24 protein-coding genes are annotated in these 25356 nt (G+C 60.1%); 14 read left to right on the forward strand and 10 right to left on the reverse strand.

Annotation, left to right across the window (positions count from 1 at the left end; genetic code table 11):
* Positions 1 to 45 precede the first annotated feature (45 nt).
* The gene (gene rnd, locus LPU83_RS45465; protein WP_024316624.1) at positions 46 to 1191 is read right to left on the reverse strand and encodes a ribonuclease D; all 1146 of its coding nucleotides are present in this window, start codon (positions 1189 to 1191) and stop codon (positions 46 to 48) included.
* Between the two features lie 83 nt (positions 1192 to 1274).
* Complete coding sequence (locus LPU83_RS45470) at positions 1275 to 2666, reverse strand: multicopper oxidase family protein (RefSeq protein WP_024316623.1); 1392 nt, start codon at positions 2664 to 2666, stop codon at positions 1275 to 1277.
* A 271-nt stretch (positions 2667 to 2937) separates the two neighbouring features.
* On the opposite strand from LPU83_RS45470, the gene aspS reads away from it, so the two are divergent.
* The gene (aspS, locus tag LPU83_RS45475; protein WP_024316622.1) at positions 2938 to 4728 is read left to right on the forward strand and encodes an aspartate--tRNA ligase; all 1791 of its coding nucleotides are present in this window, start codon (positions 2938 to 2940) and stop codon (positions 4726 to 4728) included.
* A 178-nt stretch (positions 4729 to 4906) separates the two neighbouring features.
* Here the strand turns inward: aspS and LPU83_RS45480 are convergent, their stop codons facing one another.
* Positions 4907 to 6094 (reverse strand): hypothetical protein, encoded by a 1188-nt coding sequence (locus LPU83_RS45480; RefSeq protein WP_024316621.1) that lies wholly within the window; start codon positions 6092 to 6094, stop codon positions 4907 to 4909.
* Between the two features lie 236 nt (positions 6095 to 6330).
* On the opposite strand from LPU83_RS45480, the gene parC reads away from it, so the two are divergent.
* Together parC and LPU83_RS45490 are read left to right on the forward strand one after the other, a co-directional pair.
* Complete coding sequence (gene parC, locus LPU83_RS45485) at positions 6331 to 8586, forward strand: DNA topoisomerase IV subunit A (RefSeq protein WP_024316620.1); 2256 nt, start codon at positions 6331 to 6333, stop codon at positions 8584 to 8586.
* 155 nt (positions 8587 to 8741) lie between these two features.
* Entirely contained in the window at positions 8742 to 9251 is a 510-nt protein-coding gene (locus LPU83_RS45490) for an SRPBCC family protein (protein WP_024316619.1), read from the forward strand.
* Here LPU83_RS45490 and LPU83_RS45495 read toward each other — a convergent pair.
* The 4 genes from LPU83_RS45495 to hemB all read right to left on the reverse strand — a co-directional run bounded on the left by LPU83_RS45495 (position 9190) and on the right by hemB (position 12572).
* Positions 9190 to 10077, reverse strand: coding sequence for a DMT family transporter (locus tag LPU83_RS45495; RefSeq protein WP_024316618.1), 888 nt, complete (start codon positions 10075 to 10077; stop codon positions 9190 to 9192). The genes LPU83_RS45490 and LPU83_RS45495 overlap by 62 nt on opposite strands.
* Positions 10078 to 10854 (reverse strand): arginyltransferase, encoded by a 777-nt coding sequence (locus LPU83_RS45500; protein ID WP_024316617.1) that lies wholly within the window; start codon positions 10852 to 10854, stop codon positions 10078 to 10080.
* Positions 10855 to 11025: 171 nt separating this feature from the next.
* Entirely contained in the window at positions 11026 to 11484 is a 459-nt protein-coding gene (locus LPU83_RS45505) for an RDD family protein (protein WP_024316616.1), read from the reverse strand.
* A 74-nt stretch (positions 11485 to 11558) separates the two neighbouring features.
* Complete coding sequence (gene hemB / locus LPU83_RS45510) at positions 11559 to 12572, reverse strand: porphobilinogen synthase (protein WP_024316615.1); 1014 nt, start codon at positions 12570 to 12572, stop codon at positions 11559 to 11561.
* Positions 12573 to 12705: 133 nt separating this feature from the next.
* On the opposite strand from hemB, the gene LPU83_RS45515 reads away from it, so the two are divergent.
* The 8 genes from LPU83_RS45515 to LPU83_RS45550 all read left to right on the forward strand — a co-directional run bounded on the left by LPU83_RS45515 (position 12706) and on the right by LPU83_RS45550 (position 20240).
* The gene (locus tag LPU83_RS45515) at positions 12706 to 13143 is read left to right on the forward strand and encodes a DUF6163 family protein (protein ID WP_024316614.1); all 438 of its coding nucleotides are present in this window, start codon (positions 12706 to 12708) and stop codon (positions 13141 to 13143) included.
* A gap of 129 nt (positions 13144 to 13272) precedes the next feature.
* On the forward strand, positions 13273 to 13788 hold the full coding sequence (gene ldtR / locus LPU83_RS45520; protein ID WP_007801049.1) for a transcriptional regulator LdtR: 516 nt from the start codon (positions 13273 to 13275) through the stop codon (positions 13786 to 13788).
* A 186-nt stretch (positions 13789 to 13974) separates the two neighbouring features.
* Positions 13975 to 14820 carry a hypothetical protein gene (locus LPU83_RS45525; protein ID WP_024316613.1) on the forward strand — a complete coding sequence of 282 codons (846 nt, stop codon included), beginning with the start codon at positions 13975 to 13977 and terminating at the stop codon, positions 14818 to 14820.
* Between the two features lie 383 nt (positions 14821 to 15203).
* Positions 15204 to 16508, forward strand: a complete 1305-nt coding sequence (locus LPU83_RS45530; protein WP_024316612.1) for a L,D-transpeptidase family protein — start codon at positions 15204 to 15206, stop codon at positions 16506 to 16508.
* A gap of 214 nt (positions 16509 to 16722) precedes the next feature.
* Positions 16723 to 18021 carry a serine hydroxymethyltransferase gene (glyA, locus tag LPU83_RS45535; protein WP_024316611.1) on the forward strand — a complete coding sequence of 433 codons (1299 nt, stop codon included), beginning with the start codon at positions 16723 to 16725 and terminating at the stop codon, positions 18019 to 18021.
* A gap of 9 nt (positions 18022 to 18030) precedes the next feature.
* The gene (gene nrdR, locus LPU83_RS45540) at positions 18031 to 18507 is read left to right on the forward strand and encodes a transcriptional regulator NrdR (RefSeq protein ID WP_007531462.1); all 477 of its coding nucleotides are present in this window, start codon (positions 18031 to 18033) and stop codon (positions 18505 to 18507) included.
* 3 nt (positions 18508 to 18510) lie between these two features.
* Positions 18511 to 19620: a bifunctional diaminohydroxyphosphoribosylaminopyrimidine deaminase/5-amino-6-(5-phosphoribosylamino)uracil reductase RibD gene (gene ribD / locus LPU83_RS45545; RefSeq protein ID WP_024316610.1), complete on the forward strand. Its 1110-nt coding sequence runs from the start codon at positions 18511 to 18513 to the stop codon at positions 19618 to 19620.
* The gene (locus LPU83_RS45550) at positions 19620 to 20240 is read left to right on the forward strand and encodes a riboflavin synthase (RefSeq protein ID WP_024316609.1); all 621 of its coding nucleotides are present in this window, start codon (positions 19620 to 19622) and stop codon (positions 20238 to 20240) included. The genes ribD and LPU83_RS45550 overlap by 1 nt, the downstream gene beginning before the upstream one ends.
* On the opposite strand, the gene LPU83_RS45555 is transcribed toward LPU83_RS45550, so the two are convergent.
* The 3 genes from LPU83_RS45555 to LPU83_RS45565 form a co-directional block, all read right to left on the reverse strand.
* Positions 20203 to 20739 carry a GNAT family N-acetyltransferase gene (locus tag LPU83_RS45555; RefSeq protein ID WP_024316608.1) on the reverse strand — a complete coding sequence of 179 codons (537 nt, stop codon included), beginning with the start codon at positions 20737 to 20739 and terminating at the stop codon, positions 20203 to 20205. The two genes, LPU83_RS45550 and LPU83_RS45555, sit on opposite strands and share 38 nt — an antisense overlap.
* 25 nt (positions 20740 to 20764) lie before the next feature.
* The gene (locus LPU83_RS45560) at positions 20765 to 21268 is read right to left on the reverse strand and encodes a cupin domain-containing protein (protein WP_024316607.1); all 504 of its coding nucleotides are present in this window, start codon (positions 21266 to 21268) and stop codon (positions 20765 to 20767) included.
* 98 nt (positions 21269 to 21366) lie between these two features.
* Positions 21367 to 21717 (reverse strand): hypothetical protein, encoded by a 351-nt coding sequence (locus LPU83_RS45565; RefSeq protein ID WP_024316606.1) that lies wholly within the window; start codon positions 21715 to 21717, stop codon positions 21367 to 21369.
* A 335-nt stretch (positions 21718 to 22052) separates the two neighbouring features.
* Here LPU83_RS45565 and LPU83_RS45570 point away from each other — a divergent pair, with 335 nt between their 5' ends.
* The 3 genes from LPU83_RS45570 (at position 22053) to LPU83_RS45580 (ending at position 25337) form a co-directional block, all read left to right on the forward strand.
* The gene (locus tag LPU83_RS45570) at positions 22053 to 22508 is read left to right on the forward strand and encodes a 6,7-dimethyl-8-ribityllumazine synthase (RefSeq protein ID WP_024316605.1); all 456 of its coding nucleotides are present in this window, start codon (positions 22053 to 22055) and stop codon (positions 22506 to 22508) included.
* A gap of 3 nt (positions 22509 to 22511) precedes the next feature.
* Positions 22512 to 22994, forward strand: coding sequence for a transcription antitermination factor NusB (gene nusB, locus LPU83_RS45575; protein WP_024316604.1), 483 nt, complete (start codon positions 22512 to 22514; stop codon positions 22992 to 22994).
* Between the two features lie 207 nt (positions 22995 to 23201).
* Positions 23202 to 25337, forward strand: coding sequence for a sodium-translocating pyrophosphatase (locus LPU83_RS45580; protein ID WP_024316603.1), 2136 nt, complete (start codon positions 23202 to 23204; stop codon positions 25335 to 25337).
* Positions 25338 to 25356 lie beyond the last annotated feature (19 nt).

Genomic DNA, 25356 nt, shown 5'->3' on the forward strand with positions numbered 1-25356 from the left:
GATCTGGAAATGACTATGAGCGCAAAAAAGTCCGCTTGATGGCGCCTAGAGCGCCACCGCCTCCACCCTCTTGCCGACGAAGCGAAGAGCGACCTGGCCGTGGATGAGCTGCAGCGCCGGCTCGCCGAAAAGCTCCCGCCGCCAGCCATGGAGCGCCGCGACCTCGGCGTTCTCGCCTTCCGCCGCGATCTTGTCGAGATCCTCGCTGTTGGCGATCACCTTCGGTGCGACGCCGTGTTTTTCCGAGATCAGCTTCAACAGGACCTTCAGCAGTTCGGCGGCGGCTGCTGCGCCTTCGGGCGGCTGCGTCTGTCGTGGTGCATGCGGCATCTCGGCCTTCGGCAATGCAAGCGCTGCATTGACGGCTTCGACGACCGCGCCACCGGTGGCGGATCGCTCCCAACCCTTCGGGATCGTGCGCAGGCGACCGAGCGCCTCAGCGTCCTTCGGCTGCTGCTGGGCGATTTCGTAGATCGCGTCGTCCTTCAGCACCCGCGACCGAGGGACGTTGCGCGAGCGGGCCTCGCGCTCGCGCCAGGCAGCGACATACTTCAGGATGGCAAGCTCCTGCGGCTTGCGCAGGCGCATTTTCAGCCGCTGCCAGGCATCGTCCGGATGCATGTCGTAGGTCTCGCGGGCCTCGAGGATATCCATCTCCTCCCGAAGCCAGGACGAGCGACCTTCCCGTTCCAGCTCGGCTTTGAGATAGAGGTAGACGTCGCGCAGATGCGTCACGTCGGCAAGAGCGTAGTCCAACTGCTTTTCCGAAAGCGGCCGGCGGCTCCAGTCGGTGAAGCGCGAGGATTTGTCGATCTGAACGCCCTTGGTGCGGCTGACGAGCTGGTCATAGGAGACGGAGTCTCCGAAACCGCAAACCATCGCAGCAACCTGCGTGTCGAAGATCGGATGCGGGATGAGACCGCCGCGGTTGTAGATGATCTCGATATCCTGGCGCGCGGCATGGAAGACCTTCAGCACGGCAGGATTGGCCATCAACTCGAAGAACGGCGTGAGGTCGAGACCCTTCGCCAACGGATCGACCAGCACTTCCGTCGTCGGGCTTGCCATCTGGATTAAGCAGAGTTCCGGCCAGAACGTGGTCTCTCGGAGAAACTCGGTGTCGATGGTAATGAATTCTGACTTGGCCAGCTCTTTGCAGGCCGCCTCCAAATCGGCGGTTGTTTCGATCATCTCAATTCATTCGCAGGATAGACATAGTTGAACCTTCCTTCTCCTTTCGGCCGGATATGTCAACTAGAACCCGCAAAGACCTGTCAAACAACTCTAACATAACTGGTCATGCCGGTCTTTTGATGCTCGATGATGTGGCAGTGCAGCAGCCAATCGCCCGGACTGTCGGCAACGAAGGCGAGCTGCACCTTTTCGTCCGGTTGGACGAGATAGGTGTCGCTGATGAGTGGCATGACATTGCGCGTCGATGACGACAGCACGGTAAAGCTCATGCCGTGCAGGTGGATGGGATGGGTATGTGGCGTCAGGTTCTCGAGCTGCAGGATGTAGCTCTTGCCGAGCTTCAGTTCCGCCAGTGGCGCCGTCGGGTCAGGTGTGTCGCCTGGCCACGGCACCTTGTTGATGGCCCAGAAGCTGTAGCCCAGCGTGCCGCAGATGCTGTCGGCAGGCGCGCTTTCGGCCGTGGCGCTGAGAATGAGCGGAATCTTTTGTGCCGAGGACAGATCGGCCTTAGCGACGGGGTTTTCGCCGAGCGTGGCAAGATCGCCGACATGGCGCTTCAACGATGTTGCGACAGCCCTAAGCTTGGCGATCGTCTTCGGCGTCGTGCCCCTGATGTCTTCGAGTGTCGCAATGGCGCCCTCGCTGTCCGGCATCCGCACGGCGAGATCGAGGCGCTGGCCGGGGCCGATCAGCAGCAGATCGAGCGGAAAGCGTTTCGGTACGGGATTGCCGTCGATCGCAATCACGGTCGCCTCGGCACCTTCCATCTTCAGCGAGAAGATGCGGGTGACGTCGGTCACGGCAATCCGTAGCCGGATGAGACCGCCGGCCGGCGCATCATATTGCGGCTCCTGGTGCCAGTTGGCCGTCCTGACCGTTCCGTAGGTGCCGGTCTTTGCCGCGTCGCGCGGGCGGAAGGCCGCAATGAATTGGCCGTCGCCGCCGAGGCGCCAGTCGCGCAGATTGAGCACCACTTCGGCATCGAATGTCGGGTCAGCCGGATCCTCGACCACGAGGACACCCGTCATGCCGTGGCCCATCTGCGTCAGCGTGTTGCAATGCGGGTGATACCAGAAGGTGCCGGCGTCCGGCGGCGTGAAGGCGTAGTCGAAACTGTCGCCGGTATAGACGTAGGGCTGCGTCATGAACGGCACGCCGTCCATCTTGTTGGCGATTCTCAAACCGTGCCAGTGGATCGTCGTCGGCTCGTCGAGCGCGTTCGTCAGCCGAGCCGCGTAGGGCTTGCCCTTCGTCATCCGCAGCACTGGTGGCATGCCGCCGTCACCCCAGGTCATGATGTCGTTCGTGACACCGGCATCGGTAATACTGGCCGTCGTCTTCACCGCTTTCAGGATCTGCGGCTCTGGCGCTGCTTCCGCCAGCCCGAATTTTCCCGCTATGCCAACACCCACGCCGTAGGCTCCTGCGACGCTAGAGGCTTTCAGGAGATTGCGGCGAGTGAGGAGGGGCATGTCGAGGCTCCGCGAGAACGATATCGTTCCTCTTTAAAGTTGACCGGGAGCTTCAGCAATATGGCGCGGGATTGCCAAACTGCCGCATGGCCGTTTGCGATCCCGCGGTTGCACCGCTGCCATAAACCGCTCTCAAAGCGCAGGCTTGGTGCTCCAACCCTTGACAAATCAGACCGTCCATGCGCTTTTCCGCCCGATTTTCTTGTCGGCGCGGGAGAGCCATTGGAGCCCCTTGCCGCCGTCTTTAAGCCAAATACTGGGAATTGAGATGATGCATCGTTACCGCAGCCACACATGTGCAGCCCTCCGCAAGTCGGATGTCGGCGCCAATGTCCGGATTTCCGGCTGGGTCCACCGTGTTCGTGACCATGGCGGCGTTCTCTTTATTGACCTGCGCGACCACTACGGCATCACCCAGGTCGTCGCCGATCCGGATTCGCCCGCCTTCAAGCAGGCTGAACTGGTTCGCGGCGAGTGGGTCATCCGCATCGACGGCCTCGTCAAGGCTCGTACAGAAGACACCGTCAACAAGAACATGGCGACCGGCGAGATCGAACTTTACGCGCAGGAGATCGAAGTGCTCTCCGCTGCCAAGGAATTGCCGCTGCCGGTCTTCGGCGAACCTGACTATCCGGAAGACGTGCGCCTGAAGTACCGCTTCCTCGATCTGCGCCGCGAGACGCTGCACAAGAACATTGTCAAGCGCACGCAGGTCATTTCAGCCATGCGCCGCGAGATGGGCAATATCGGCTTCACCGAATACACGACACCCATCCTGACGGCCTCTTCGCCGGAAGGCGCACGCGACTTCCTCGTGCCGAGCCGGATTCATCCCGGCACGTTCTACGCGCTGCCGCAGGCGCCGCAGCAGTACAAGCAACTGCTGATGGTCGCCGGTTTCGACCGCTACTTCCAGATCGCGCCGTGCTTCCGCGACGAAGACCCGCGCGCCGACCGCCTGCCGGGCGAATTCTACCAGCTCGACCTCGAAATGAGCTTCGTCGAGCAGGAAGATGTCTGGAACACGATGGAGCCGGTCATTCGCGACATCTTCGTCGAGTTCGCAGACGGCAAGCCGGTGACGGAAACGTTCCCGCGCATTCCTTATGAGACCGCGATGCGCAAGTACGGCTCCGACAAGCCGGATCTCCGCAACCCGATCGAGATGCAGGCCGTCACCGAGCACTTTGATGGCTCCGGCTTCAAGGTCTTCGCCAACATGATTGCCTCGAACCCGAAGGTCGAGGTCTGGGCTATTCCGGCCAAGACCGGCGGCTCCCGCGCCTTCTGCGACCGCATGAACGCCTGGGCGCAGAGCCAGGGTCAGCCGGGCCTCGGCTACATCTTCTGGCGCAAGGAAGGGGAGAAGCTCGAAGGCGCCGGTCCGCTCGCCAAGAACATCGGTGAGGATCGCACCGACGCGATCCGCACCCAACTCGGCCTTGATGACGGTGACGCCTGCTTCTTCGTCGCTGGCGACCCCGCGAAGTTCTACAAGTTCGCCGGGGAAGCCCGCACCAGGGCTGGTGAGGAACTGAACCTCGTCGATCGCGATCGCTTCGAATGCTGCTGGATCGTCGATTTCCCGTTCTACGAATGGTTGGAAGAGGAAAAGAAGATCGACTTCGCCCACAATCCGTTCTCGATGCCGCAGGGCGGCATGGAAGCACTCAGCGGTGCCGATCCGTTGTCGATCAAGGCTTTCCAATACGACATGGTCTGCAACGGCTTCGAGATCGCTTCGGGATCGATCCGTAACCAGCTGCCGGAAGTCATGGTCAAGGCCTTTGAATTGACCGGTAAGTCGCAGGCGGAAGTCGAGGAGCAGTTCGGTGGCCTCTACCGTGCCTTCCAGTACGGCGCCCCACCGCATGGCGGCATGGCCTTCGGCATCGATCGTATCGTCATGCTGCTCGTTGGCGCCAAGAACCTGCGCGAAATCTCGCTGTTCCCGATGAACCAGCAGGCGCAGGATCTGCTCATGGGCGCTCCGACTCCGGCGACGCCGACGCAGCTGCGCGAACTGGCGATCCGCCCGATTCCGCCGGTCAAGAAGGACTGAGCAGATCTGTTTGAACACAAAAAGCCGGCGACCGATTTCGCCGGCTTTTTTGTTTCTAGGGCCGATCAGATCGCAGCGTAGATCGCCTCGCATCCAGGCGCGTGACGGTCGGCTCGCAAAATACAAGAAGCCCGGCGGGCAATTGCGCGCCGGGTTTCAAATACTCAAGCTCGGCACATCAATCGTTGGCCGAAACCTTCACGCCGAGAACCTGCGGCAGCGTGTTCGGTGCGCCCATCGCGGCCCCCATGATCATCGGGAACGGTACGGGCTTTGCTGGAGCAGCGGCAAGCGTCAAGTTCTTCGGGTCGTCGAGGAAGGTGTTGACGGCCGCCGACACGGCGTTCTGTAGCTCCGGAATGTTGAGCTGCGCCAGCATGATCGGCGTCATCGCCTTCAGCGAATCCGCCATCTGCTGGCCGGAGATGTTCTGCTGGCTGCCGGCGTAATCGAGCGCGCGCTTGGTAATGGAGGCGTCGTCGAAGCGGATCTGGGCGCTTTCAAACGACAGCTGCTGCATCAGTCCGAGCATCGAGAGGCCGAGAGCCTGCTGCGCTTCTTCCTTGTTCTGGTTCGCTTCGGCCTGCTTGGCGGCTTCCTGCAGCGACTTTATGAAGGGCATGGTGTAGCCGGAGATTTTGAAGGCGAGGTTCAGCTTGCCGATGTTGTTGAAGTCGAACGCGAATTCGGAAACGTCGATCGTGCCGGGTGTCAGTTCCCAAGCGCCCTTCATGGTGATGTCGCCTTGGATGTGCTGCAGCGCCAGCTTGTCGATCGCTTCCTTGCTCTGAGCGTCGCTTGCCTTGCTGAGATCGGCCTTCAGGCCCTTGAAGGCACCATCGAAATCGAAGCCGGACTCGTCTTCGCGAAGCGTCAGGTTGACGTCGCTTTCGGTGATCGAGAACAGCTCGGCGCCGTTCTGGACGACCTTCACCGGGCCGCTGTGGGCGTTCTCGTAGAGCAGCATGGCGTCGAGCCCTTCGCCCTTCGGATCGGCAGGGATCGAAATGCCGTTAAGCGTCAGATCGGATGCCGTGAAGGTGGCGCCTTCGCTCGTGGCGCTGATGTTCGGGAAGGACGCTTCCTCGACATAATAGCCGCCGTCGTCGTCTGCCTCGACGCCCGTCATGGTGATGTCGCCGATCGACACCGCTTCGCCGCTGTTTGCCTTGAAGCTCGCCTTCTTCAGCGTCACTGTCGTGCCGTCGACATTGACACTATCGGCAACGATCGTGCCGCCCTGCTGGCTATAGGCCGCGTTGATCTTCTTCAGCAGATCCTGGCCATCGAGAGCGAAGGCGGAGCCGGCGAGAGAAAGAAAGGCAACGCCCGAAAGCATCAGCCGTGTCGTCCGGTAAAAAGTCATCTGGGGTCCCCTAGTGGCGGTTCGTAGCGACGGCTCAATTCGTGGCCGATCTACTGTGGTTCAATCGCGGTTTATATTTGCGGATTTCTAAATTTGTGTTGAAGGGAAAACGAAACAACGACCAAATTCAGGCAAAGTGTCGCGGCGCATTGTTTTCCTGTCCTTCGAAGACTTCATCCACAGCCGGAATGCCCGGATTCCTTGCTCAAAAGGGTCATCTCGGCTAGTCAGGACATATGGGACAAGAGATTTTGCCGCCCTCTGGCGGAGACGACGATAGTATCCTTCCGGTCGATCTGAAGGCGGCGCTCGAAGAGCGATACCTTGCCTATGCGCTATCGACCATCATGCACCGCGCGCTCCCGGACGTGCGTGATGGCTTGAAGCCGGTGCACCGCCGTATCATTCACGCCATGAGCGAAATGGGCATTCGGCCCAATTCCGCCTTCAAGAAGTGCGCCCGTATCGTCGGCGACGTCATCGGTAAGTTCCATCCGCATGGCGACCAGTCGGTTTACGATGCGCTGGTGCGCCTCGCGCAGGATTTCTCGCAGCGCTATCCCGTCGTCGACGGGCAGGGCAACTTCGGCAACATCGACGGCGACAGTGCTGCCGCCTATCGATATACCGAAGCGCGCATGACCGAGGTCGCGGGTCTGCTGCTCGATGGCATCGAACAGGATGCGGTCGATTTCCGGCTAACCTACAACGAGGAAGACGAGGAGCCGGTCGTTCTGCCGGGCGCCTTCCCGAACCTGCTTGCGAACGGTTCGTCCGGTATTGCGGTCGGCATGGCAACGTCGATTCCCTCGCACAATGTCCACGAGCTATGTGATGCCGCGCTTCACCTCATCAAGCACCCCGACGCTACGGTGGAGAAACTGGTCGAGTTCATTCCCGGTCCGGACTTCCCGACTGGCGGCATTATCATCGACGGCCGTGAAAGCATCATCGAGGCCTACAAGACCGGCCGTGGCGGTTTCCGCACACGCGCCAAGTGGGAGATCGAGGATCTCGGCCGCGGCGGCTACCAGATCATCGTCACCGAAATCCCGTTTCAAGTGCAAAAGTCCCGCCTGATCGAAAAGATCGCCGAACTGCTGCTGGCGCGCAAGCTGCCCTTGCTCGAGGACATCCGGGACGAATCCGCTGAAGACGTTCGTGTCGTGCTGGTGCCGAAGAACCGCACAGTCGACCCGACGATCCTTATGGAATCCATGTTCAAGCTAACGGAGCTGGAAAGCCGCTTCCCGCTGAACATGAACGTTCTTTCGATGGGGCGCATCCCGCGCGTCATGGCTCTGAATGAGGTGCTGAAGGAATGGCTCGACCATCGGCGCGACGTGCTGCAGCGCCGCTCGCGCTTCCGTCTGGCCGCCATTGACCGGCGCCTAGAAATCCTCGGCGGCTTGCTGATCGCTTACCTAAATATCGATGAAGTCATCCGCATCATCCGCGAAGAGGACGAGCCGAAACCGGTGATGATCGCGCGCTGGTCGCTCACCGACAATCAGGTCGAAGCGATCCTGAACATGCGATTGCGCTCGTTGCGCAAGCTCGAGGAGTTCGAGATCCGCACGGAGTTCGACGAACTCACCAAGGAGAAGGGCGAGATCGAGGCCCTGCTGGCATCGGACGAAAAGCAGTGGCAGACGGTCGCCTGGGAAATCGGCGAGGTGAAGAAGAAGTTCGCGAAAGCAACCGAGCTCGGCCGCCGCCGCACCCAGTTCGCCGAGGCGCCCGAGGCCGACGAGCAGGCCATCCAGCAGGCGATGATCGAGAAAGAACCGATCACCGTCGTCGTCTCCGAAAAGGGTTGGATCCGCGCACTGAAGGGGCACATCTCCGACACCGCGACCTTGACCTTCAAGGAAGGCGACGCGCTGAAGGTTGCCTTCCCGGCGCAGACGACCGACAAGATCCTCATCATCACGACAGGTGGCAAGGCCTTCACCCTCGGCGGCGACAAGCTGCCTGGCGGTCGAGGCCACGGCGAACCACTGCGCATCATGATCGACATGGAAAACGATCAGGACGTCCTGACCGCCTTTGTGCACGATCCGGCCCGCAAGCAGATGATCGTCTCGACGGCCGGCAACGGCTTCGTCGTTGCCGAAGCCGACATGGTGGCCAATACCCGCAAGGGCAAGCAGATCATGAACGTCTCCATGCCTGATGAGACGAAGCTGATCGTTCCCGTCAGCGGCGACCATGTCGCCGTCGTCGGCGAGAACCGCAAGCTGCTCGCCTTCCCACTGGCGCAGGTGCCGGAAATGGGTCGCGGCAAGGGCGTTCGCCTGCAGCGCTACAAGGATGGCGGCATCTCGGACGTGCGCTGCTTCGCGATCGCTGACGGGCTCGTCTGGGAAGACAGCGCCGGCCGCACCTTCACCAAGAACAAGGACGAGCTTGCCGAATGGCTCGCTGATCGCGCGACAGCCGGCCGCACCGTTCCGAAGGGCTTCCCGCGCAGCGGCAAGTTTGCCGGCTAAGACAAAAAATATTGGCCTCGCTCTTGGCGAGCGAGGCAACTCCTCTACCTCTGTCCTGTAATCACAACATGGACAGACATCATTCCGCAGGCGGACGGAATGATCGAATGTGGCGCTTCAGGGAAAACGTCATGTCCGATCACGGAGGAATGTTGATGAGTGCTTGCAATACCATCACCTTGAACGTTGCGCATAGTTTCAATGCCTCGCCCTGCGCTGTCTATGACGCATGGCTGAACCCGCAAATCGCAAAACGATTCCTCTTCGCGAGCGACGAAGGCCGCGTTATCCGCGCCGATATCGATCCGAAGGTGGGCGGCCATTTTCTCGTCATCGACCGGCGTCCGACAGGTGACGCGGTCCATTACGGCGTGTTTCTGGAATTGCGCCGGCCGCGGCGAATGGTCTTCTGCTTCTCGGCAGCGGAGCATGACCACAACGCAGATCGAATCCAGATCGACATCGAACCACTGGCCGAAGGCACGCGGTTGACACTCTCACACGAAATGTGCGCCGAATGGGGGCAGTTCGAGGAGCAGACGCGACAGGGCTGGGTTCATGTGATGCAAGGGCTTGAACGCGAGCTCGAGGCGATGCAGGTGGTCAATGCGCCAGAGATTGTCGCGCAAGCCGCCTCCGAACCATCCAAAGCGAGTGCGCCATAATCGCAAAGACCAGGATCGCGCCGCCGATGAGCGTCATCGTCGGGGGCGTTTCCGCGAAGACCAGCCAGATCCAGATCGGAGCCAGAATGGTTTCGAGCAGATAGAACATGCCGACTTCGGGCGCTGATAGATAGCGTGGTCCCGTGGCGAGGCACCAAAAGGCAACCGGCATCAGAAGTGCGCCATTGAGGATGATCCAGGCCGGATGTTCTATGGCGAGCCCGCTCGGCAATGCCTTGGCAAAGCCGAGGATGGCGGGCAGGGCGGCGGCAAGCAGGGGCACGAAGCCCATGTCCCGGCGTGATGCCCGGCCGACCGTAATTGCCGATGCAAGGATAAAGGCGCTGAGCAGCGCCATGGCATCACCAAAGACATGGCCGCCGGCCAATCCATCATGCACGATCAAGCCAACACCGAACACCATCACCGCCATGGTGACGAGCGTGGATACCGAAGGGCGTTCCTTGAGGAACACCCATGATAGAAGCGCTCCGAACATCGGATTGAACGCGACGATGAAGACCACATTGGCTGTTGCCGTATTGAAGACGGCAAGCAGGAAGGTCAGCGTCGAACAGCCATAGAGCAGTCCCGCCGCAAGGCTGTGCCTGCCGGGCACGAGCACCGGCCACGTGCCTTTGACGTAGCTGGTAAGGCAGATCACCAGCACCGCGACGGCAACCGTCGTGAGGCTGCGCATGCCGAGGATCGACCACATGTCTCCGTGTGCAAGGCGTACCAGCGGAATATCCATGGAAAGGGCCAGACCGCCGATCGCCGTCAGCAGCAGACCCTTCCGATGATCGGAGAGGGCAGGGAGGGGCATTTAGTAGCGTGTGCTTTCGGGCATTGTGGAGGGATCGAAACGTTCCCAGCCGCGCGAAGTCAGGTGCTCCTGTGGCTGGAAGCGAGTCTTGTAGTCCATTTTCCGCGACCCTTGAACCCAGTAGCCCAGGTAGACATGCGGAAGACCCAAAGCCTTTGTGCGCTTGATGTGATCAAGAATCATAAACGTACCAAGGGAGCGTCGATCCATGTCAGGATTGAAGTAGGAATAGACCATGGACAGGCCATCGCTCATCGTATCTGTGAGAGCGGCGGCCAGCAGCTCACCCGTCGGGCGCTCTTCGAGGCCAGCGCCTTCCTTTCGAAGCCGATACTCGATGATCTTGGTGTTCACATGTGTATCCTCGACCATGATGGCGTAGTCGAGCACGGTCATGTCGGACATTCCGCCCTGTTGGTGGCGAAAGTCGAGATAGCGTCGGAATAGCGAGTATTGCTCGCTGGAGGGCTGAGCGGGGAATTCGGTGGAGATGATATCGGCATTCGTCGCCAACACCCGCTTCATTGATTTCGTCGGCAGGAACTCCTGCGCGAGGATACGGACGGAAATGCAGGCACGGCAGGCCTCGCAGGCCGGTCGATAGGCAATGTTCTGCGACCGGCGAAAGCCGCCTTGTGTCAGGATATCGTTCATCTCCGCTGCGCGGGGGCCGACGAGATGTGTAAAGACCTTGCGTTCCATCTCGTGGGCCAGATAGGGGCACGCAGCCGGAGCAGTCAGATAAAACTGCGGTGATGGCGTCGTCTGCGTATTCATCTGTTGCGGAGATTTCCTTCGGTTCGTTGCTTGTCTGACAGGATGACTTAAGAATAGAAAACGTCAACCGGTCTCCTGCCCCTTGTCGCGCGTTATACTTTTGGATATGGCGCCGAAAGGCTCCCGGCAAAGGCCAGGAGCAGCGTTTATTTTAGCTTGTAGCGGGCCTGATCAGGCGGTGCGTACCGTGACGGTGCCCACCAGAAAATCGTGGATCAACCGGCTGCGCTCGGTGAATAGGCCGACCAGCAAGATCAGCGGCGTCAGAACGGAGTTCAGGATCCAGAAAAGCGCCAGGTGAACGATGGCGGTCAGAAAGTCCATCCGCTGCCCATCGACACGCACGATCGCAATCCCCATTGCGCGCATGCCCAGAGAGGCTTGATTGGGGCCGCCCACCGTAAAACCGAAATAGAGGCCCGCGACGATCAGGAACAGCGCCGGATAAAGAAAGAATCCCAGCCCCAGTGTGACGATCGACAAGAAGAAAAGCACGACCGCTGCCGGGATGCAGAGCAGCAGGACGATCACGTAGTCGAGGATGAATGCGAAGACACGACGGCTCAGCGTGCCGCTATAGGCGCGCCAGTCGTCCGGTGCAGCATAAAGCGGGTTGGGAGTGAGCGTCATCGTTGCGGTCTCCTTTCGAGAAAACGATGCCGCTGATATGGTATCGCTTCCTGGAAATGCAATATTGGGCGCAATCAGCGCTTGGTGAGGATCCTGGCCACCTCGACCGCAAAATAGGTGAGGATGCCATCGCAGCCCGCACGCTTGAATGACAGCAGGGTCTCCAGCATCGCGCGCTCGCCGTCGATCCAGCCATTCATCGCGGCAGCCTTGATCTGTGTGTACTCACCGGAAACCTGATAGGCGAAGGTCGGCAGACCGAAGGCCTCCTTCATGCGCCAGCAGATGTCGAGATAGGGAAGTCCTGGCTTGACCATCAGCATGTCGGCACCTTCCTCCACGTCAAGCGCGGCGTCGCGGATCGCTTCGGTGCCGTTTGCCGGATCGATGTAGTAGGTCTTCTTGTCGCCCTTGAGCAGTCCACCGGTCGAGATCGCCTCGCGGTAGGGGCCGTAGAAAGCTGAGGCGAATTTCGTGGCATAGCTCATGATGCCGACGTTCTGATGCCCTGCGGCATCGAGCGCGCGGCGGATGGCTCCGATTCTGCCGTCCATCATCTCCGAGGGGGAAATGATGTCCGATCCGGCATCGGCCTGCATCACAGCTGCGCGCGCGACCTGATCGACCGTCTCGTCGTTGACGATCTCGCCCTGTCGCAGGATCCCGTCATGGCCATGGCTCGTGAAAGGATCGAGCGCCACATCGGTGATGACGCCGATGCCGGGCACCGCTTTCTTGATCGCGGTCGTTGCCTGGTTGATCAGGTTGTTGGCTTCGAGACTGTTCGAGCCGGTTTCGTCGCGCAGTTCCATCTCGATATTGGGGAAGGTCGCGATCGCCGGGATGCCGAGGTCAGCCGCTTCTTTCGTGGCTTCGACGAGCTTGTCAACACTCATGCGGTTGACGCCGGGCATCGCCGGTATCGGCTCGACGATGCCGGTGCCCGGCACGACGAAAACCGGCCAGATGAGATCGTCGACCGTCAGGCGGTTTTCCCGCACGAGGCGGCGCGTCCAATCCGCCTTGCGGTTGCGGCGCATGCGCCGATGGCCGGTGATTTCATCGACGAGGTGGGTCTTGTCCTGCATGGTCGTTCCAGCTTTTGCCATTCCAATTGTCGAACCGCTCATTATCATGGCGTCGCCGAAATCCAAACCGGACGATTGGCCGCAATCGATGAGGCGCTGGCGAAGTCGCAACCACAACCCTATTGTTTGAGACATGGACGCTGATTCTCCGACGATACCGAAACGGACGCTGACCAGCGTTCTCTTCATCCTGTTCCTGCGGCTTGTCGCCATTTCCTGCTTCTGGTTCGGATTGCAGTATTGGGCGATGCTTGTCGGCTATTCGCTTGTGGGGGCAGGGCGCTTCGATCTGCTCAGCCTTCCCTGGAAGGTCGCAAGCACCTGCCTTGCCGTTCTCTTCCCTGTCGCGTCTCTCGGGCTGTGGCTTGCCGTGTCCTGGGGACCGGTTATCTGGGTGCTCGCGGCAGGCGGACAGATCATCATGTACGGCTTCATGCCGGAGATTTTCGGGGGCAATCGGCTGATCGTTCTGCTGCATTTTGCGGTAGCCCTGGTCTACCTGGGATTCCGCGCCGCGCTCTGGTACGAGAAGCGCAAGCGGCGCCAGCAGGTAAGCGTTGATTTACCCTGATACAACGTGGGTTTCCGGTAAGGCACTGTTAAGCCTGCGGTTTAAGTAGAATTTTATTTGTATTCGATAGGGTCTGTCTCAAGGCGGGAAGAAAACCAACACCGCCAAACAAACAGTGAGGCAGTCATCATGAACACGAAAATCAAGCCGCAGGCGGTATCGAACTTCCGTGACCAGCAGGAACAGGGCATCCGTGATCTTTACATGGAATCCCTTCATCTTGTTGAACGTCTTCACCGCCGTCTGCTCGACGTCATCAAGGATGAGTTCGACCGTCAGGGTCGCAGCGACGTCAACGCCGTCCAGGCGCTTCTTCTCTTCAATATCGGCAACTCCGAGCTGACCGCCGGCGAACTTCGCTCTCGCGGTTACTATCTCGGCTCCAACGTCTCCTACAACGTCAAGAAGCTGGTCGACCTCGGCTTTATCAACCATCAGCGCTCGCGCATCGACCGTCGCTCGGTCCGCATCAGCCTGACGGAAACGGGCCAGGACATCGCCGAAACCGTCGCCAAGCTCTATGAACGCCATATCGGCTCGATCGACAAGGTCGGCGGCATCGGCACCGACGAATTCACGCAGATGAACAAGCTGCTCACCCGTCTGGACCGCTTCTGGAACGACCAGATCCTCTATCGCCTGTAACCTTTTAAGCCAACTTCCCTGCTGGCTTAATGGACCTCCAAGGCACGAAAGGGCGCAACGGTATTCCGTGGCGCTCTTTTCGCCGTTTGCTGCGCCTCGTTGCGGGGGCTACATATTTGGTCGCCGACTTGATAATGACGTCCGCACGAGTCTAGGGTTTTTCGCGTGAGCCAGGAGTTGCAGGTCATGACGTCAGCTGTATTGGCTGCAAGTGGTGGGGTGAAGCAGGTCATCTGCATAAGCTGGGGAACCAAGTACGGCGCCCCCTTCATCAACCGCCTCTACGCCATGGTGAAGCGCAACATTACGCCGCCCTTCACTTTCACTTGCTTTACCGACGACCGCGCCGGCTTGAATCCAGAAATCCTATGCGAAGACCTGCCGCCGCTGGATGTCGAGAACATGCCGGTGAGGACGAAGGGCATCTGGCCCAAGGGGCGGCTTTGGGGTCCGAAGCTTGGAAATTTGAGCGGCCCGGTCCTGTTCCTGGACCTCGATCTGGTGATTGTCGGCTCTCTCGACTCGTTCTTCGAGGTTGGCGAACCGGATGACGTCATCCTGTCGCGCAACCAGACGACGCCGTTCGAACGCCTCGGGCAGACCTCTCTCTTCCGCTTCCCGGTCGGCAAGCTTGTTCCGTTGCAGGAGACGTTCCGCGCCGATCCGCAGGGCGTGGCTGACAAGTACGAATTCGAACAGCGCTTCGTGACACGAAATGCGCCCGGTGGCGCGACGTTCTTTCCCCGCCGCTGGGTCCTGCACTTCAGGCAGGATTGTCGCTGGCCTTTCCCTTTGAATTATTTCCTGACACCGCGCCTTCCCGCGAACGCCCGGGTGATCCTCTTTCCACGCGATTTTCATCCGCAGTTCGCGGTCGAAGGGCGCTTCGGTCTGAAGGGGCGTGCCGCGCCGCCGCTTGATCACATCTCGCATATGTTCGATCCGGAGCGGCGGAGGAACAAGTCGCTGTTTCGTTATCTGCGCCATTATATCCGCCCAACCCCGTGGGTGGCCGACCACTGGCGCGAGTAATCCGGACCGCGTCGGCGATTTCGTGACATCTTTGCAACGCATGGCAGGCAAGCATAATCGCCTGTATTCAAGCCGTTTTTTAGCCGCTATTAACCGCCACATTCTGTGGATCGGTATGGTTTTTCGCGCATCGCCCGCCACCGACGGTTGAGCGTGGTGCAGGGCGACACGAATTGGCCATATTAGCATGTCAGCGGAAATACACGGCAAATGGCGCTTCCCCAATTGAGGTCCGATAACCTCGCGCTCCCTGCTTGCAATCATGTGATCGCCGGCAGAGAGATTGTGCGATGCGCCGTGGCGACGGGTTGATAGAGATTTGCGTTCTCGCAGGGATAGCGAAGGCCGCCGGTCTCTCAAGGGCAATTTAGTGGTTGGGATGAATGTCGAAGAAAATCGGAACTGAAGCTTTCTCTCGTCGCGCGTTTCTGACGTCTGCGGCAATGGTCGGCGCGGGCGCTCTGGCAGCCCCCGCATTCGCGCAATCGGCCATCGATTCGCTCATCAATGCTCCGCAGCGGGGCGATTGGGACGACCAGTTCGATGCGAAGGCCGCATCCCGCACGGCGACAGCCGTCGTTTCGAACACGCCGATTCTCGGGCCGCAGTCGGTGCCGAGCATCCAGCAGGCGATCGCCCAGTATCAGCAGATCGCTTCCGCGGGCGGCTGGCCGGAAGTGAGCCCAAGCCAGCAGCGTCTGCAGATCGGTGTGAATGATCCGGCCGTCCAGAGCCTTCGTCAGCGCCTGATTATCACCGGCGACCTGCCACGCGAAGCGGGCATTTCCAGCGCATTCGACTCCTATGTCGACGGCGCCGTCAAGCGCTTCCAGGCGCGCCACGGGCTTCCGGCTGACGGTGTCATCGGCGAGTTCACCTTGAAGGCCATGAACATTCCGGCTGACGTTCGCCTGCAGCAACTGAACACAAACCTCATCCGCATTCAGACGTTCCCGGAAGAACTGGGACGCCGCCATGTGATGGTCAACATTCCGGCGGCTTATGTCGAGGCAGTTGAAGACGGCAGCGTTGCCACGCGCCATGCAGCCGTCGTCGGCCGCATCAGCCGTCCCACGCATCTCGTCAACTCGAAGATCTACGAGGTCATCCTCAATCCGTACTGGACGGCACCGCGGTCGATCGTCGAAAAGGATATCGTGCCGCTGATGCGCAAGGATCCGACCTACCTCGAGAAGAATGCCATTCGCCTGATTGACGGCAAGGGCAATGAGGTGGCGCCGGAAACGGTCGACTGGAATGCCGAGAAGGCGCCAAACCTGATGTTCCGTCAGGACCCAGGCAAGACCAACGCGATGGCCTCCACGAAGATCAATTTCTACAACAAGAACGGCGAGTACATGCATGACACGCCGCAGCAGGGCCTTTTCAACAAGCTCATGCGCTTTGAGTCATCCGGCTGTGTCCGCGTTCAGAATGTTCGCGACCTGACGACGTGGTTGCTTCGCGAGACCTCGCCGTGGTCGCGTCAGCAGATGGAGCAGGTCATCACGACCCGCGTCAACACGCCGATCAAACTCGCTGAAGAAGTGCCGGTTTACTTCGTTTACATCTCAGCCTGGGGCATGCCCGATGGCGTCGTGCAGTTCCGCGACGATATCTACCAGCTCGATGGCAATGCCGAACTCGCGCTCGACACGACGGCGGGCACCGAGCAGCCGGTTCAGTAGCGTCATGCATTTGAATTGGGAAACCGCGCTGGGAGGCGCGGTTTTTTGTGTTTCCGTCCCTCTGCCGGATTCCTGTGATCAGCACAGTGAGGTAGAGGTGAGCTAGGCGCGGTATTTGTTGCGCGTAGATTGCCTAGCAAATGTCGTTCTTCGTATTGCCCTTGACAGGGCGGGACGCTAATACCTTCGCGCATTCCAGTTGAGGAGCCCGCCCATGACAAATGCTTCTACCCAGACCTTCTTCAATCGTTCGCTTGCCGATACCGATCCGGACATCTTCGGCGCGATCGAAAAGGAGCTCGGCCGCCAGCGGCATGAGATCGAGCTCATCGCCTCGGAAAACATCGTTTCTCGTGCGGTGCTGGAAGCCCAGGGCTCCATCATGACGAACAAGTATGCCGAGGGATATCCGGGCAAGCGCTATTACGGCGGCTGCCAGTTCGTCGACATCGCCGAAGAACTGGCGATCGAACGCGCCAAGAAGCTCTTCGGCGTCAACTTCGCCAACGTTCAACCGAACTCGGGTTCGCAGATGAACCAGGCCGTGTTCCTCGCGTTGCTGCAGCCGGGCGACACCTTCATGGGCCTCGACCTCAACTCGGGCGGTCACCTGACGCATGGCTCGCCGGTCAACATGTCCGGCAAGTGGTTCAACGTCGTCTCCTACGGCGTCCGCGAAGGCGACAACCTGCTCGACATGGACGAGGTCGCCCGCAAGGCGGAAGAGCACAAGCCGAAGCTCATCATCGCCGGCGGGACTGCTTATTCCCGTATCTGGGACTGGAAGCGCTTCCGCGAGATCGCTGACTCCGTTGGCGCGTACCTCATGGTTGATATGGCTCACATCGCTGGTCTGGTTGCAGGTGGCCAGCATCCGTCGCCGTTCCCGCATTGCCACGTTGCCACGACCACGACCCACAAGTCGCTGCGCGGCCCGCGCGGTGGTGTGATCCTGACCAACGACGAGGATCTGGCGAAGAAGTTCAACTCGGCCGTTTTCCCGGGTCTCCAGGGCGGTCCGCTGATGCACATCATCGCAGCCAAGGCCGTTGCCTTCGGCGAAGCGCTTCAGCCTGAGTTCAAGGACTATGCGGCCCAGATCGTCAAGAATGCCAAGGCGCTTGCCGAAACGCTGATCGCCGGTGGCCTCGACGTCGTCTCCGGCGGCACCGACAACCACCTGATGCTCGTCGACCTTCGCAAGAAGAATGCGACCGGCAAGCGGGCGGAAGCAGCGCTTGGCCGCGCCTACATCACCTGCAACAAGAACGGCATTCCGTTCGATCCTGAAAAGCCCTTCGTTACCTCGGGCGTGCGTCTCGGCGCACCGGCCGGCACGACGCGCGGCTTCAAGGAAGCGGAATTCAAGGAAATCGGCAACCTCATCGTCGAGGTTCTCGATGGCCTGAAGGTCGCCAACTCCGACGAAGGCAACGCCGCCGTCGAAGCTGCAGTACGTGGCAAGGTGATGAACCTCACCAACCGCTTCCCAATGTACGACTACATCGGCTAAGGATAGCGCATGCGCTGCCCATTCTGCGGATCGGAAGACACACAGGTCAAGGATTCACGCCCGGCGGAGGACAACACGTCCATCCGCCGGAGGCGTATCTGTCCCGACTGCGGCGGTCGCTTCACGACCTTTGAACGCGTGCAGTTGCGGGAGCTGATGGTGTCGAAGAAGACCGGCCGCAAGGTGCCGTTCGATCGCGACAAGTTGGTGCGTTCTTTCGAGATCGCGTTGCGCAAACGCCCGGTCGACCGCGACCGCATCGAGCGCGCGGTCTCCGGTATAGTTCGACGGCTCGAAAGCTCCGGCGAAGTCGAGATCAGCTCCGAGCAGATCGGCCTGCAGGTGCTCGAGGCGCTAAAAAGCCTCGATGATGTCGGCTTCGTTCGCTACGCCTCGGTCTACCGGGATTTCTCGCACGCCGAGGATTTCGAGAAAGTCATTTCCGAGATCAACGCCAAGATCGCTCGCGATCCCCTGGACAACTAGCCCATGAGCGCTTCGGAAGACGACGCGCGTTTCATGCAAGAGGCGATCCGCCTGGGTCTCCTGCATCTCGGCCAGACATTCACCAATCCTTCGGTCGGCTGCGCCATCGTGCTTGACGGGCAGATCGTCGGCCGTGGAGTAACGGCAGTTGGCGGGCGACCTCATGCCGAGCCGCAGGCATTGGCCGAAGCCGGAAAACTGGCGCGGGGCGCCACTGCCTACGTGACGCTGGAACCCTGCTCGCATTACGGCAAGACGCCGCCCTGCGCCGAGGCGCTGATTGCCTATGGCGTCGGTCGCGTCGTCATCAGCGTGACCGATCCGGACCCGCGTGTTTCGGGTAGGGGTATTGCCAGGTTGCGCGATGCCGGGATCGAGGTCGAGTCCGGGATTCTCGAAGTTGAAGGCAAGCGCTCGCTCGCTGCCTATCTCACGCGGCAGACGAAGAACCGGCCCTATGTGACTCTCAAGCTTGCGGTTTCCGCTGATGGCATGATCGGGAAAAAGGGCGAGGGGCAGATCGCAATCACCGGTCCTGCCGCACGCGCCGAGGTCCAGAAGCTGCGCGCTGAAACCGATGCGATTCTGGTTGGGATCGGCACGGCTATCGCCGACGATCCCTTGCTGACGGTTCGCACGCCTGGCCTTGAGACGCGATCGCCGATCCGCGTCGTGCTGGACGAAAATCTGTCCTTGCCGCTGGACAGCAGGCTGGTGACCACCGCAAGGGAGGTGCCGGTCATCGTCGTCGCAACCGAGCCGCCCCGCTTCGACAACAGCGAGGACGAGGCTTTCCTCGCACGTCGCGCAGCGCTGGATCGGGCAGGCGTCGAAATCGTCCAATGCAATCCCAACCGTCCGGACGAGCTGCTGCCCGCGCTCGCATCGCGCGGCATTTCCTCGCTTGTCGTAGAAGGTGGCGCGCGGACGGCGAAGCTCTTCCTTGATGCCGGATACGTCGATCGCATTCTCTTCTACCAGGGACCGGTCGTGATCGGGCAGGACGGTATTGAATCGCCGGTGACGACGACCGATATGCCATCGGGCTTCCTGCACAAGGGCACCTTCATGTTTGGCGACGATCGCCTGGACGAGTACGAAAGAGAGCTTTGATGTTTACCGGAATTGTTACCGACGTCGGCACGATCGAATCCGTTTCGCCGTTGAAGGAAGGCATCAAGCTGCGTGTCGCCACTGCCTATGATCCGGCGACGATCGACATGGGCGCCTCGATCTCCCACTCCGGCATCTGCCTGACGGTGACCGGCTTGCCTAGCGACGGCAGCAACGGGCGCTGGTTCGAGGTTGAAGCCTGGGAGGAAGCGCTGCGTCTGACGACCATCGGGACGTGGAAGGAAGGAAGCCGCATCAATCTCGAGCGCTCTCTGAAGATCGGCGATGAGCTCGGCGGTCACATCGTTTCCGGGCATGTCGACGGCAAGGCCGAGATCCTCTCCGTCACCGAAGAGGGCGATGCGACGCGCTTTCGCCTGCGGGCGCCCGAGCATCTCGCCAAGTTCGTCGCACCCAAAGGCTCTATAGCCCTCGACGGCACATCGCTCACCGTCAACGCGGTTGATGGGGCCGATTTCGACGTGCTGCTGATCCGTCATACGCTCGAGGTTACGACCTGGGGCGAGCGCAAGGCCGGAGATTTCGTCAATTTCGAAGTCGACACCATGGCGCGGTACGCCGCTAGGCTGGCTGAGTTCCCGACCGCGAAAGCAGAATGACCTCTCCATTGTAGTTGCATCGCTGGATTTCGCGGAAGCCGAGCTTACGTGCGAGGCGCAGCGAAGCGTCGTTTCCCGGGTCGATGATGCAGGTCATGGGTTTGGAGGGGAAGCGTTTTTCTGCCCAGGCGATCAGCGCGGTTAGCGCTTCGCAGGCGTAACCGCGGCCTTGCGCGAAGGGCATGAGCCCCCAACCGGTTTCCAAGGTGCCTTCCGTGGAGACCGGATGCATGTCCCGCTTCATGTCAAGAAAGCCTGCTTCTCCGATGAAGCGTCCTGACTGCTTTTCCTCGATCGCCAGAAACCCGAAACCCATGTGATGCCACATGCCTGCGACGCGAAGCAAGCGTGCCCAGGCCTGTTCGCGGGTGGAGGGCACACCCCCGATGAAGCGCACCACCGCTTCGTCGCTCCACATCGTCTGGTAGTCCTCAAAATCGTCAACGGTATGCGGCCGCAGCAGCAACCGCTCGGTCTCGATGGTCAAAATGCTGGTCATTTCGAAATGCTCTCCTGAATGGGCGTCATGCACCGGGTTCCCCATCCCAATAATCCAGGTTGCTGCTTTCGCTGCCGATGAAGCGAAAGCGGTTCGTTTGCGCTCCGTCGCGATTGGTCTTGGCAAGAAATTTGCCGGAATCCGGATATTCGACAATCTCGGTCTTCGCCATTGTCGAGATGCCGATGTAAATGAGAGGCGTCGAACCTGTGTTGATGATCTGGTGGGCGGTCTCTTGTCCTCCGGCTGGAGCACCAAGCGTGTCGCCCTTCCGGATTGGATAGCGGTCAGGACCGAAGCGATACTCGCCGGTGCCTTCAATAACGAAGAACAGTTCATCCTCCACATGATGGTTGTGGAACGGACAGCTCGATTTGCCGGGCGGCACTTCATTGTAGCTTATGCCAAGACCGGCGAGGCCGAGAAGCGACCCGAACGAGACATCTGCGCTCTCGTACAGATCTCCTTGCTTCCAGTGCTCAAGCTTCACATCGGCGACGTTGATCACTGGCTTCGATATGCTGGGCATTTGCTCCTCCTGTTTCCGGGGAGGAGGCACCATCCTGTGGGAAAATACAACCGCAAAGCATAATATCGGGCGACAGCCTTCCGCTGCCGCCCTTGCTTTTATCGATAGTAGACGGTGATACCGCCATCGGCGGCCTGGTCGGCATTGACGATGTTTCCCAACAAGACGCCTCTGGCGTTGAGTTGATGCACAAGTGGCTTGTTGACGGCAATGGCGGCGCGGATCATTTGGATGTCGTTCAGGCTGCGTGCGGCAAACGACTTGGGGTCACCGATATTTCCCGAGCCGCCGTGATCGTACACCTGCCGAACATCGAGATTGCCGCCTCTAAAGCTGCGCAGCGTTAATTCGATGCCCGACGGGGTATTCATATCGAGGCTTTCCGCACGGTCGGCGTCTGCGAAGGCGAGAGTGGCGACTGCGGAGGCGATGGCGGCAACGCGATTCATGGGAGTATCCTTTCATCTGCTCTGACGATCGGTTGTCGGCAGTGGATCGTCAGCGTTACACAGGTGAAATTGGTGTCGGGATGATCCGCCTTCAACTGATAAGTATCTGGGATTTAGTTACAAATTGTTCATGCGGTTCGCCCTTCATTTGCCATCTTCGAGGCGCCGGGAAGCTGTCGCGGCAAGGCGATGCGAGGATTGTCCGCCACGCCCTTGCCGTGATTCCAAGATTTCGCATCCAATCCATGTTCGGAATTTGCTTGCCATTCGGGTCGTGGCGTGTTTTGACCGCGGCCTGCCGAATGGCGAAGTCCTCTAGCTACCCAAGGTGAAGCATGGCGCGAGAAACCGCTCCCCACATTCTGATCGTTGAAGCACGCTTCTACGACGACATGGCCGATGCCTTGCTTGAAGGCGCGACTTTCGCGTTGAAAGAGGCCGGCGCGACCTATGAGGTAGTCACCGTTCCCGGCGCTCTCGAGATTCCGGCGGCGATTGCCATGGCGCTCGACGGAGCAGATAATGACGGTACGCAGTACGACGGGTACGTCGCCCTTGGCATGGTTATCCGTGGCGAGACGTATCATTTCGACATCGTGTCGAATGAATCCTCGCGTGCGCTGATGGATCTGGCAGTGAGCGAGTCCATTGCCATTGGCAATGGTATTCTGACGGTGGAAAATGACGATCAGGCATGGGCCCGTGCCCGCCGTTCGGACAAGGACAAGGGCGGTTTTGCCGCCCGCGCAGCTCTCACGATGATCGAGCTGAAGAAGAGATTGGGTGCATAACGAATGAGCAACGAAAACTCGGAGCGTCCCGTCAAGACCGCGAACCAGCGAGGCGCTGCGCGCCTGGCTGCCGTTCAGGCGCTCTACCAGATGGATATTGGCGGCACCGGCGTCCTGGAAATCGTCGCCGAGTATGAGGCGCATCGCCTCGGCCAGGAACTCGACGGCGAGACCTATCTGAAGGCCGACCCCTCCTGGTTCCGCTCCATCGTCTCCGGTGTCGTGCGAGAACAGCGTCGACTCGATCCGCTGATCGCGTCCGCCCTTCAAGACGACTGGGCTCTGTCGCGTCTCGATAGCACGGTTCGCGCGATCCTGCGTGCCGGCGTGTTCGAGATCCTCGATCGCAAGGATGTTCCCGTTGCGGTCATCGTAACGGAATACGTCGAGATCGCCCAGGCCTTCTTTAGCGAAGATGAGCCGAAGCTCGTTAACGCGGTGCTTGACCGCATCGCGAAGCAGGTTCGCGGCGAAGCCAAGAAGTAGCGTTCTGCCGGGGCCGTGGCCCCGACCTCCAGAAACTCCCGGTTCCCATTGTGCTGCAAGGGCTTTTGGCGTTTGCGGGCTTGACGCGCCGTTTTCCTCCACGCAATCTCCTCGCGGCGTTGCAGCATTTCTGTGGGAGGAAATCGAGTCGGCGTATTCGCAGCCGGAGAGGGAGTGAACTCCGGCTCTTTTGGAGGAAAGAGCGAAATGAGCATTCTTTTATGGGTAATAGCATGCGGTCTGCTCTCGGTGGTCTATGCCATCTGGGCGACCCGGTCGGTGCTTGCCGCCGATCAGGGCAACAAGCGCATGCAGGAAATTGCAGGCTATATTCGTGAAGGTGCGCAGGCCTACCTGACGCGCCAGTATAAGACTATCGCAATCGTCGGCATCGTCGTTTTCATTGCAGCCTGGCTGCTGCTCTCCGGCATCGCTGCAATCGGCTTCCTCATTGGCGCGGTTCTTTCGGGCGCCGCGGGCTTCATCGGCATGCACGTCTCGGTGCGCGCCAACGTGCGCACGGCCCAGGCAGCGTCTCAAAGCTTGTCGGCGGGACTTGAGATCGCGTTCAAGTCGGGCGCGATCACCGGGCTTCTGGTCGCTGGTCTCGCCTTGCTCGGCGTGTCCGTCTACTACTACGTCCTGACCGTCATTCTTGGGCACGAGGGAAGCTCCCGCGAGGTCATCGATTCACTCGTCGCGCTTGGTTTCGGTGCGTCGCTGATTTCGATCTTCGCCCGTCTGGGCGGCGGCATCTTCACCAAGGGCGCCGACGTCGGCGGCGACCTTGTCGGCAAGGTTGAAGCGGGCATCCCGGAAGACGATCCGCGCAACCCTGCCACGATCGCTGATAACGTCGGCGACAACGTTGGCGATTGCGCAGGCATGGCTGCGGACCTCTTCGAAACTTACGCCGTATCCGTCGTTGCAACGATGGTTCTCGCAGCGATCTTCTTCGCCGGCGCGCCTATCCTGCAATCGGCAATGGTCTATCCGCTTGCCATCTGCGGCGCCTGCATCATCACCTCGATCATAGGCACCTTCTTCGTCAAGCTCGGCAGCAACGGGTCGATTATGGGCGCCCTATATAAGGGCCTGGTCGTGACCGGCCTGCTGTCAATCGTCGGTCTCGGCGCTGCGACGTCCCTGACCATCGGGTGGGGAAGCGTCGGAACCGTCGAAGGCCGTGACATCACCGGCACACACCTGTTTCTCTGCGGTATCGTCGGTCTGATCGTGACAGCGCTGATCGTCGTCATTACCGAGTACTATACAGGCACCAACAAGCGCCCGGTCAACTCGATCGCCCAGGCGTCGGTGACCGGTCATGGAACCAACGTCATCCAGGGGCTGGCAGTTTCGCTCGAGTCGACGGCGTTGCCGGCCATTGTCATCATCGGCGGCATCCTTGCCACCTATCAGTTGGGTGGTCTTTTCGGTACCGGCATTGCGGTTACCGCGATGCTCGGCATTGCCGGCATGATCGTTGCTCTGGATGCCTTCGGTCCAGTAACGGACAATGCCGGTGGTATTGCCGAGATGTCCCATCTGCCGCCTGAAGTTCGCAAGTCGACCGACGCGCTTGATGCCGTGGGAAACACGACGAAGGCGGTCACCAAAGGGTACGCGATTGGCTCGGCGGGCCTCGGAGCACTCGTGCTCTTTGCTGCCTATTCGTACGATCTCAAATATTTCGCGGCGAACGGGGACAAGTACCCTTACTTTGCGGGAATTGGTGAGATCTCGTTCGACCTCTCGAATCCCTACGTAGTGGCGGGGCTGATCTTTGGTGGTCTGATTCCGTATCTCTTCGGCGGCATTGCCATGACTGCCGTCGGTCGTGCGGCTGGCGCGATCGTCGAGGAGGTTCGCCGCCAGTTCAAGGAGAAGCCGGGCATCATGCAGGGGACGGAGCGGCCGGACTATGGCAGGGCCGTCGACTTGCTGACGAAGGCAGCCATTCGCGAAATGATCATACCGTCCTTGCTGCCGGTGTTGGCGCCGATCGTCGTGTACTTCGGCGTTCTTGCCATCTCCGGATCGAAGGCTTCGGCCTTTGCGGCGCTGGGCGCATCCTTGCTCGGCGTGATCATCAACGGTCTCTTCGTCGCCATCTCGATGACATCGGGCGGCGGCGCCTGGGATAACGCCAAGAAATCCTTCGAGGACGGCTTCGTCGACAAGGACGGCGTTCGCCACATGAAGGGATCAGATGCGCACAAGGCCTCGGTGACTGGCGACACTGTCGGCGACCCCTACAAGGACACGGCCGGTCCGGCCGTCAATCCGGCGATCAAGATCACCAACATCGTCGCGCTTCTTCTTCTTGCCGTTCTGGCCTGAGGCTAACCGCGAACACTAA

The organism is Rhizobium favelukesii, from assembly GCF_000577275.2.
GTDB lineage: Bacteria > Pseudomonadota > Alphaproteobacteria > Rhizobiales > Rhizobiaceae > Rhizobium > Rhizobium favelukesii.

Coding starts and splice junctions, on each gene's coding strand:
- LPU83_RS45505 (WP_024316616.1), bottom strand. CDS start 11,484: ATGACGCTCACTCCCAACCCGCTTTATGCTGCACCGGACGACTGGCGC.
- hemB (WP_024316615.1), bottom strand. CDS start 12,572: ATGCAGGACAAGACCCACCTCGTCGATGAAATCACCGGCCATCGGCGC.
- glyA (WP_024316611.1), top strand. CDS start 16,723: ATGACAAATGCTTCTACCCAGACCTTCTTCAATCGTTCGCTTGCCGAT.
- LPU83_RS45470 (WP_024316623.1), bottom strand. CDS start 2,666: ATGCCCCTCCTCACTCGCCGCAATCTCCTGAAAGCCTCTAGCGTCGCA.
- LPU83_RS45495 (WP_024316618.1), bottom strand. CDS start 10,077: ATGCCCCTCCCTGCCCTCTCCGATCATCGGAAGGGTCTGCTGCTGACG.
- LPU83_RS45565 (WP_024316606.1), bottom strand. CDS start 21,717: ATGAATCGCGTTGCCGCCATCGCCTCCGCAGTCGCCACTCTCGCCTTC.
- LPU83_RS45500 (WP_024316617.1), bottom strand. CDS start 10,854: ATGAATACGCAGACGACGCCATCACCGCAGTTTTATCTGACTGCTCCG.
- LPU83_RS45525 (WP_024316613.1), top strand. CDS start 13,975: ATGACGTCAGCTGTATTGGCTGCAAGTGGTGGGGTGAAGCAGGTCATC.
- ribD (WP_024316610.1), top strand. CDS start 18,511: ATGAGCGCTTCGGAAGACGACGCGCGTTTCATGCAAGAGGCGATCCGC.
- rnd (WP_024316624.1), bottom strand. CDS start 1,191: ATGATCGAAACAACCGCCGATTTGGAGGCGGCCTGCAAAGAGCTGGCC.
- LPU83_RS45580 (WP_024316603.1), top strand. CDS start 23,202: ATGAGCATTCTTTTATGGGTAATAGCATGCGGTCTGCTCTCGGTGGTC.
- ldtR (WP_007801049.1), top strand. CDS start 13,273: ATGAACACGAAAATCAAGCCGCAGGCGGTATCGAACTTCCGTGACCAG.
- LPU83_RS45570 (WP_024316605.1), top strand. CDS start 22,053: ATGGCGCGAGAAACCGCTCCCCACATTCTGATCGTTGAAGCACGCTTC.
- LPU83_RS45490 (WP_024316619.1), top strand. CDS start 8,742: ATGAGTGCTTGCAATACCATCACCTTGAACGTTGCGCATAGTTTCAAT.
- LPU83_RS45550 (WP_024316609.1), top strand. CDS start 19,620: ATGTTTACCGGAATTGTTACCGACGTCGGCACGATCGAATCCGTTTCG.
- LPU83_RS45515 (WP_024316614.1), top strand. CDS start 12,706: ATGGACGCTGATTCTCCGACGATACCGAAACGGACGCTGACCAGCGTT.
- parC (WP_024316620.1), top strand. CDS start 6,331: ATGGGACAAGAGATTTTGCCGCCCTCTGGCGGAGACGACGATAGTATC.
- aspS (WP_024316622.1), top strand. CDS start 2,938: ATGCATCGTTACCGCAGCCACACATGTGCAGCCCTCCGCAAGTCGGAT.
- LPU83_RS45560 (WP_024316607.1), bottom strand. CDS start 21,268: ATGCCCAGCATATCGAAGCCAGTGATCAACGTCGCCGATGTGAAGCTT.
- LPU83_RS45480 (WP_024316621.1), bottom strand. CDS start 6,094: ATGACTTTTTACCGGACGACACGGCTGATGCTTTCGGGCGTTGCCTTT.
- nrdR (WP_007531462.1), top strand. CDS start 18,031: ATGCGCTGCCCATTCTGCGGATCGGAAGACACACAGGTCAAGGATTCA.
- nusB (WP_024316604.1), top strand. CDS start 22,512: ATGAGCAACGAAAACTCGGAGCGTCCCGTCAAGACCGCGAACCAGCGA.
- LPU83_RS45555 (WP_024316608.1), bottom strand. CDS start 20,739: ATGACCAGCATTTTGACCATCGAGACCGAGCGGTTGCTGCTGCGGCCG.
- LPU83_RS45530 (WP_024316612.1), top strand. CDS start 15,204: ATGTCGAAGAAAATCGGAACTGAAGCTTTCTCTCGTCGCGCGTTTCTG.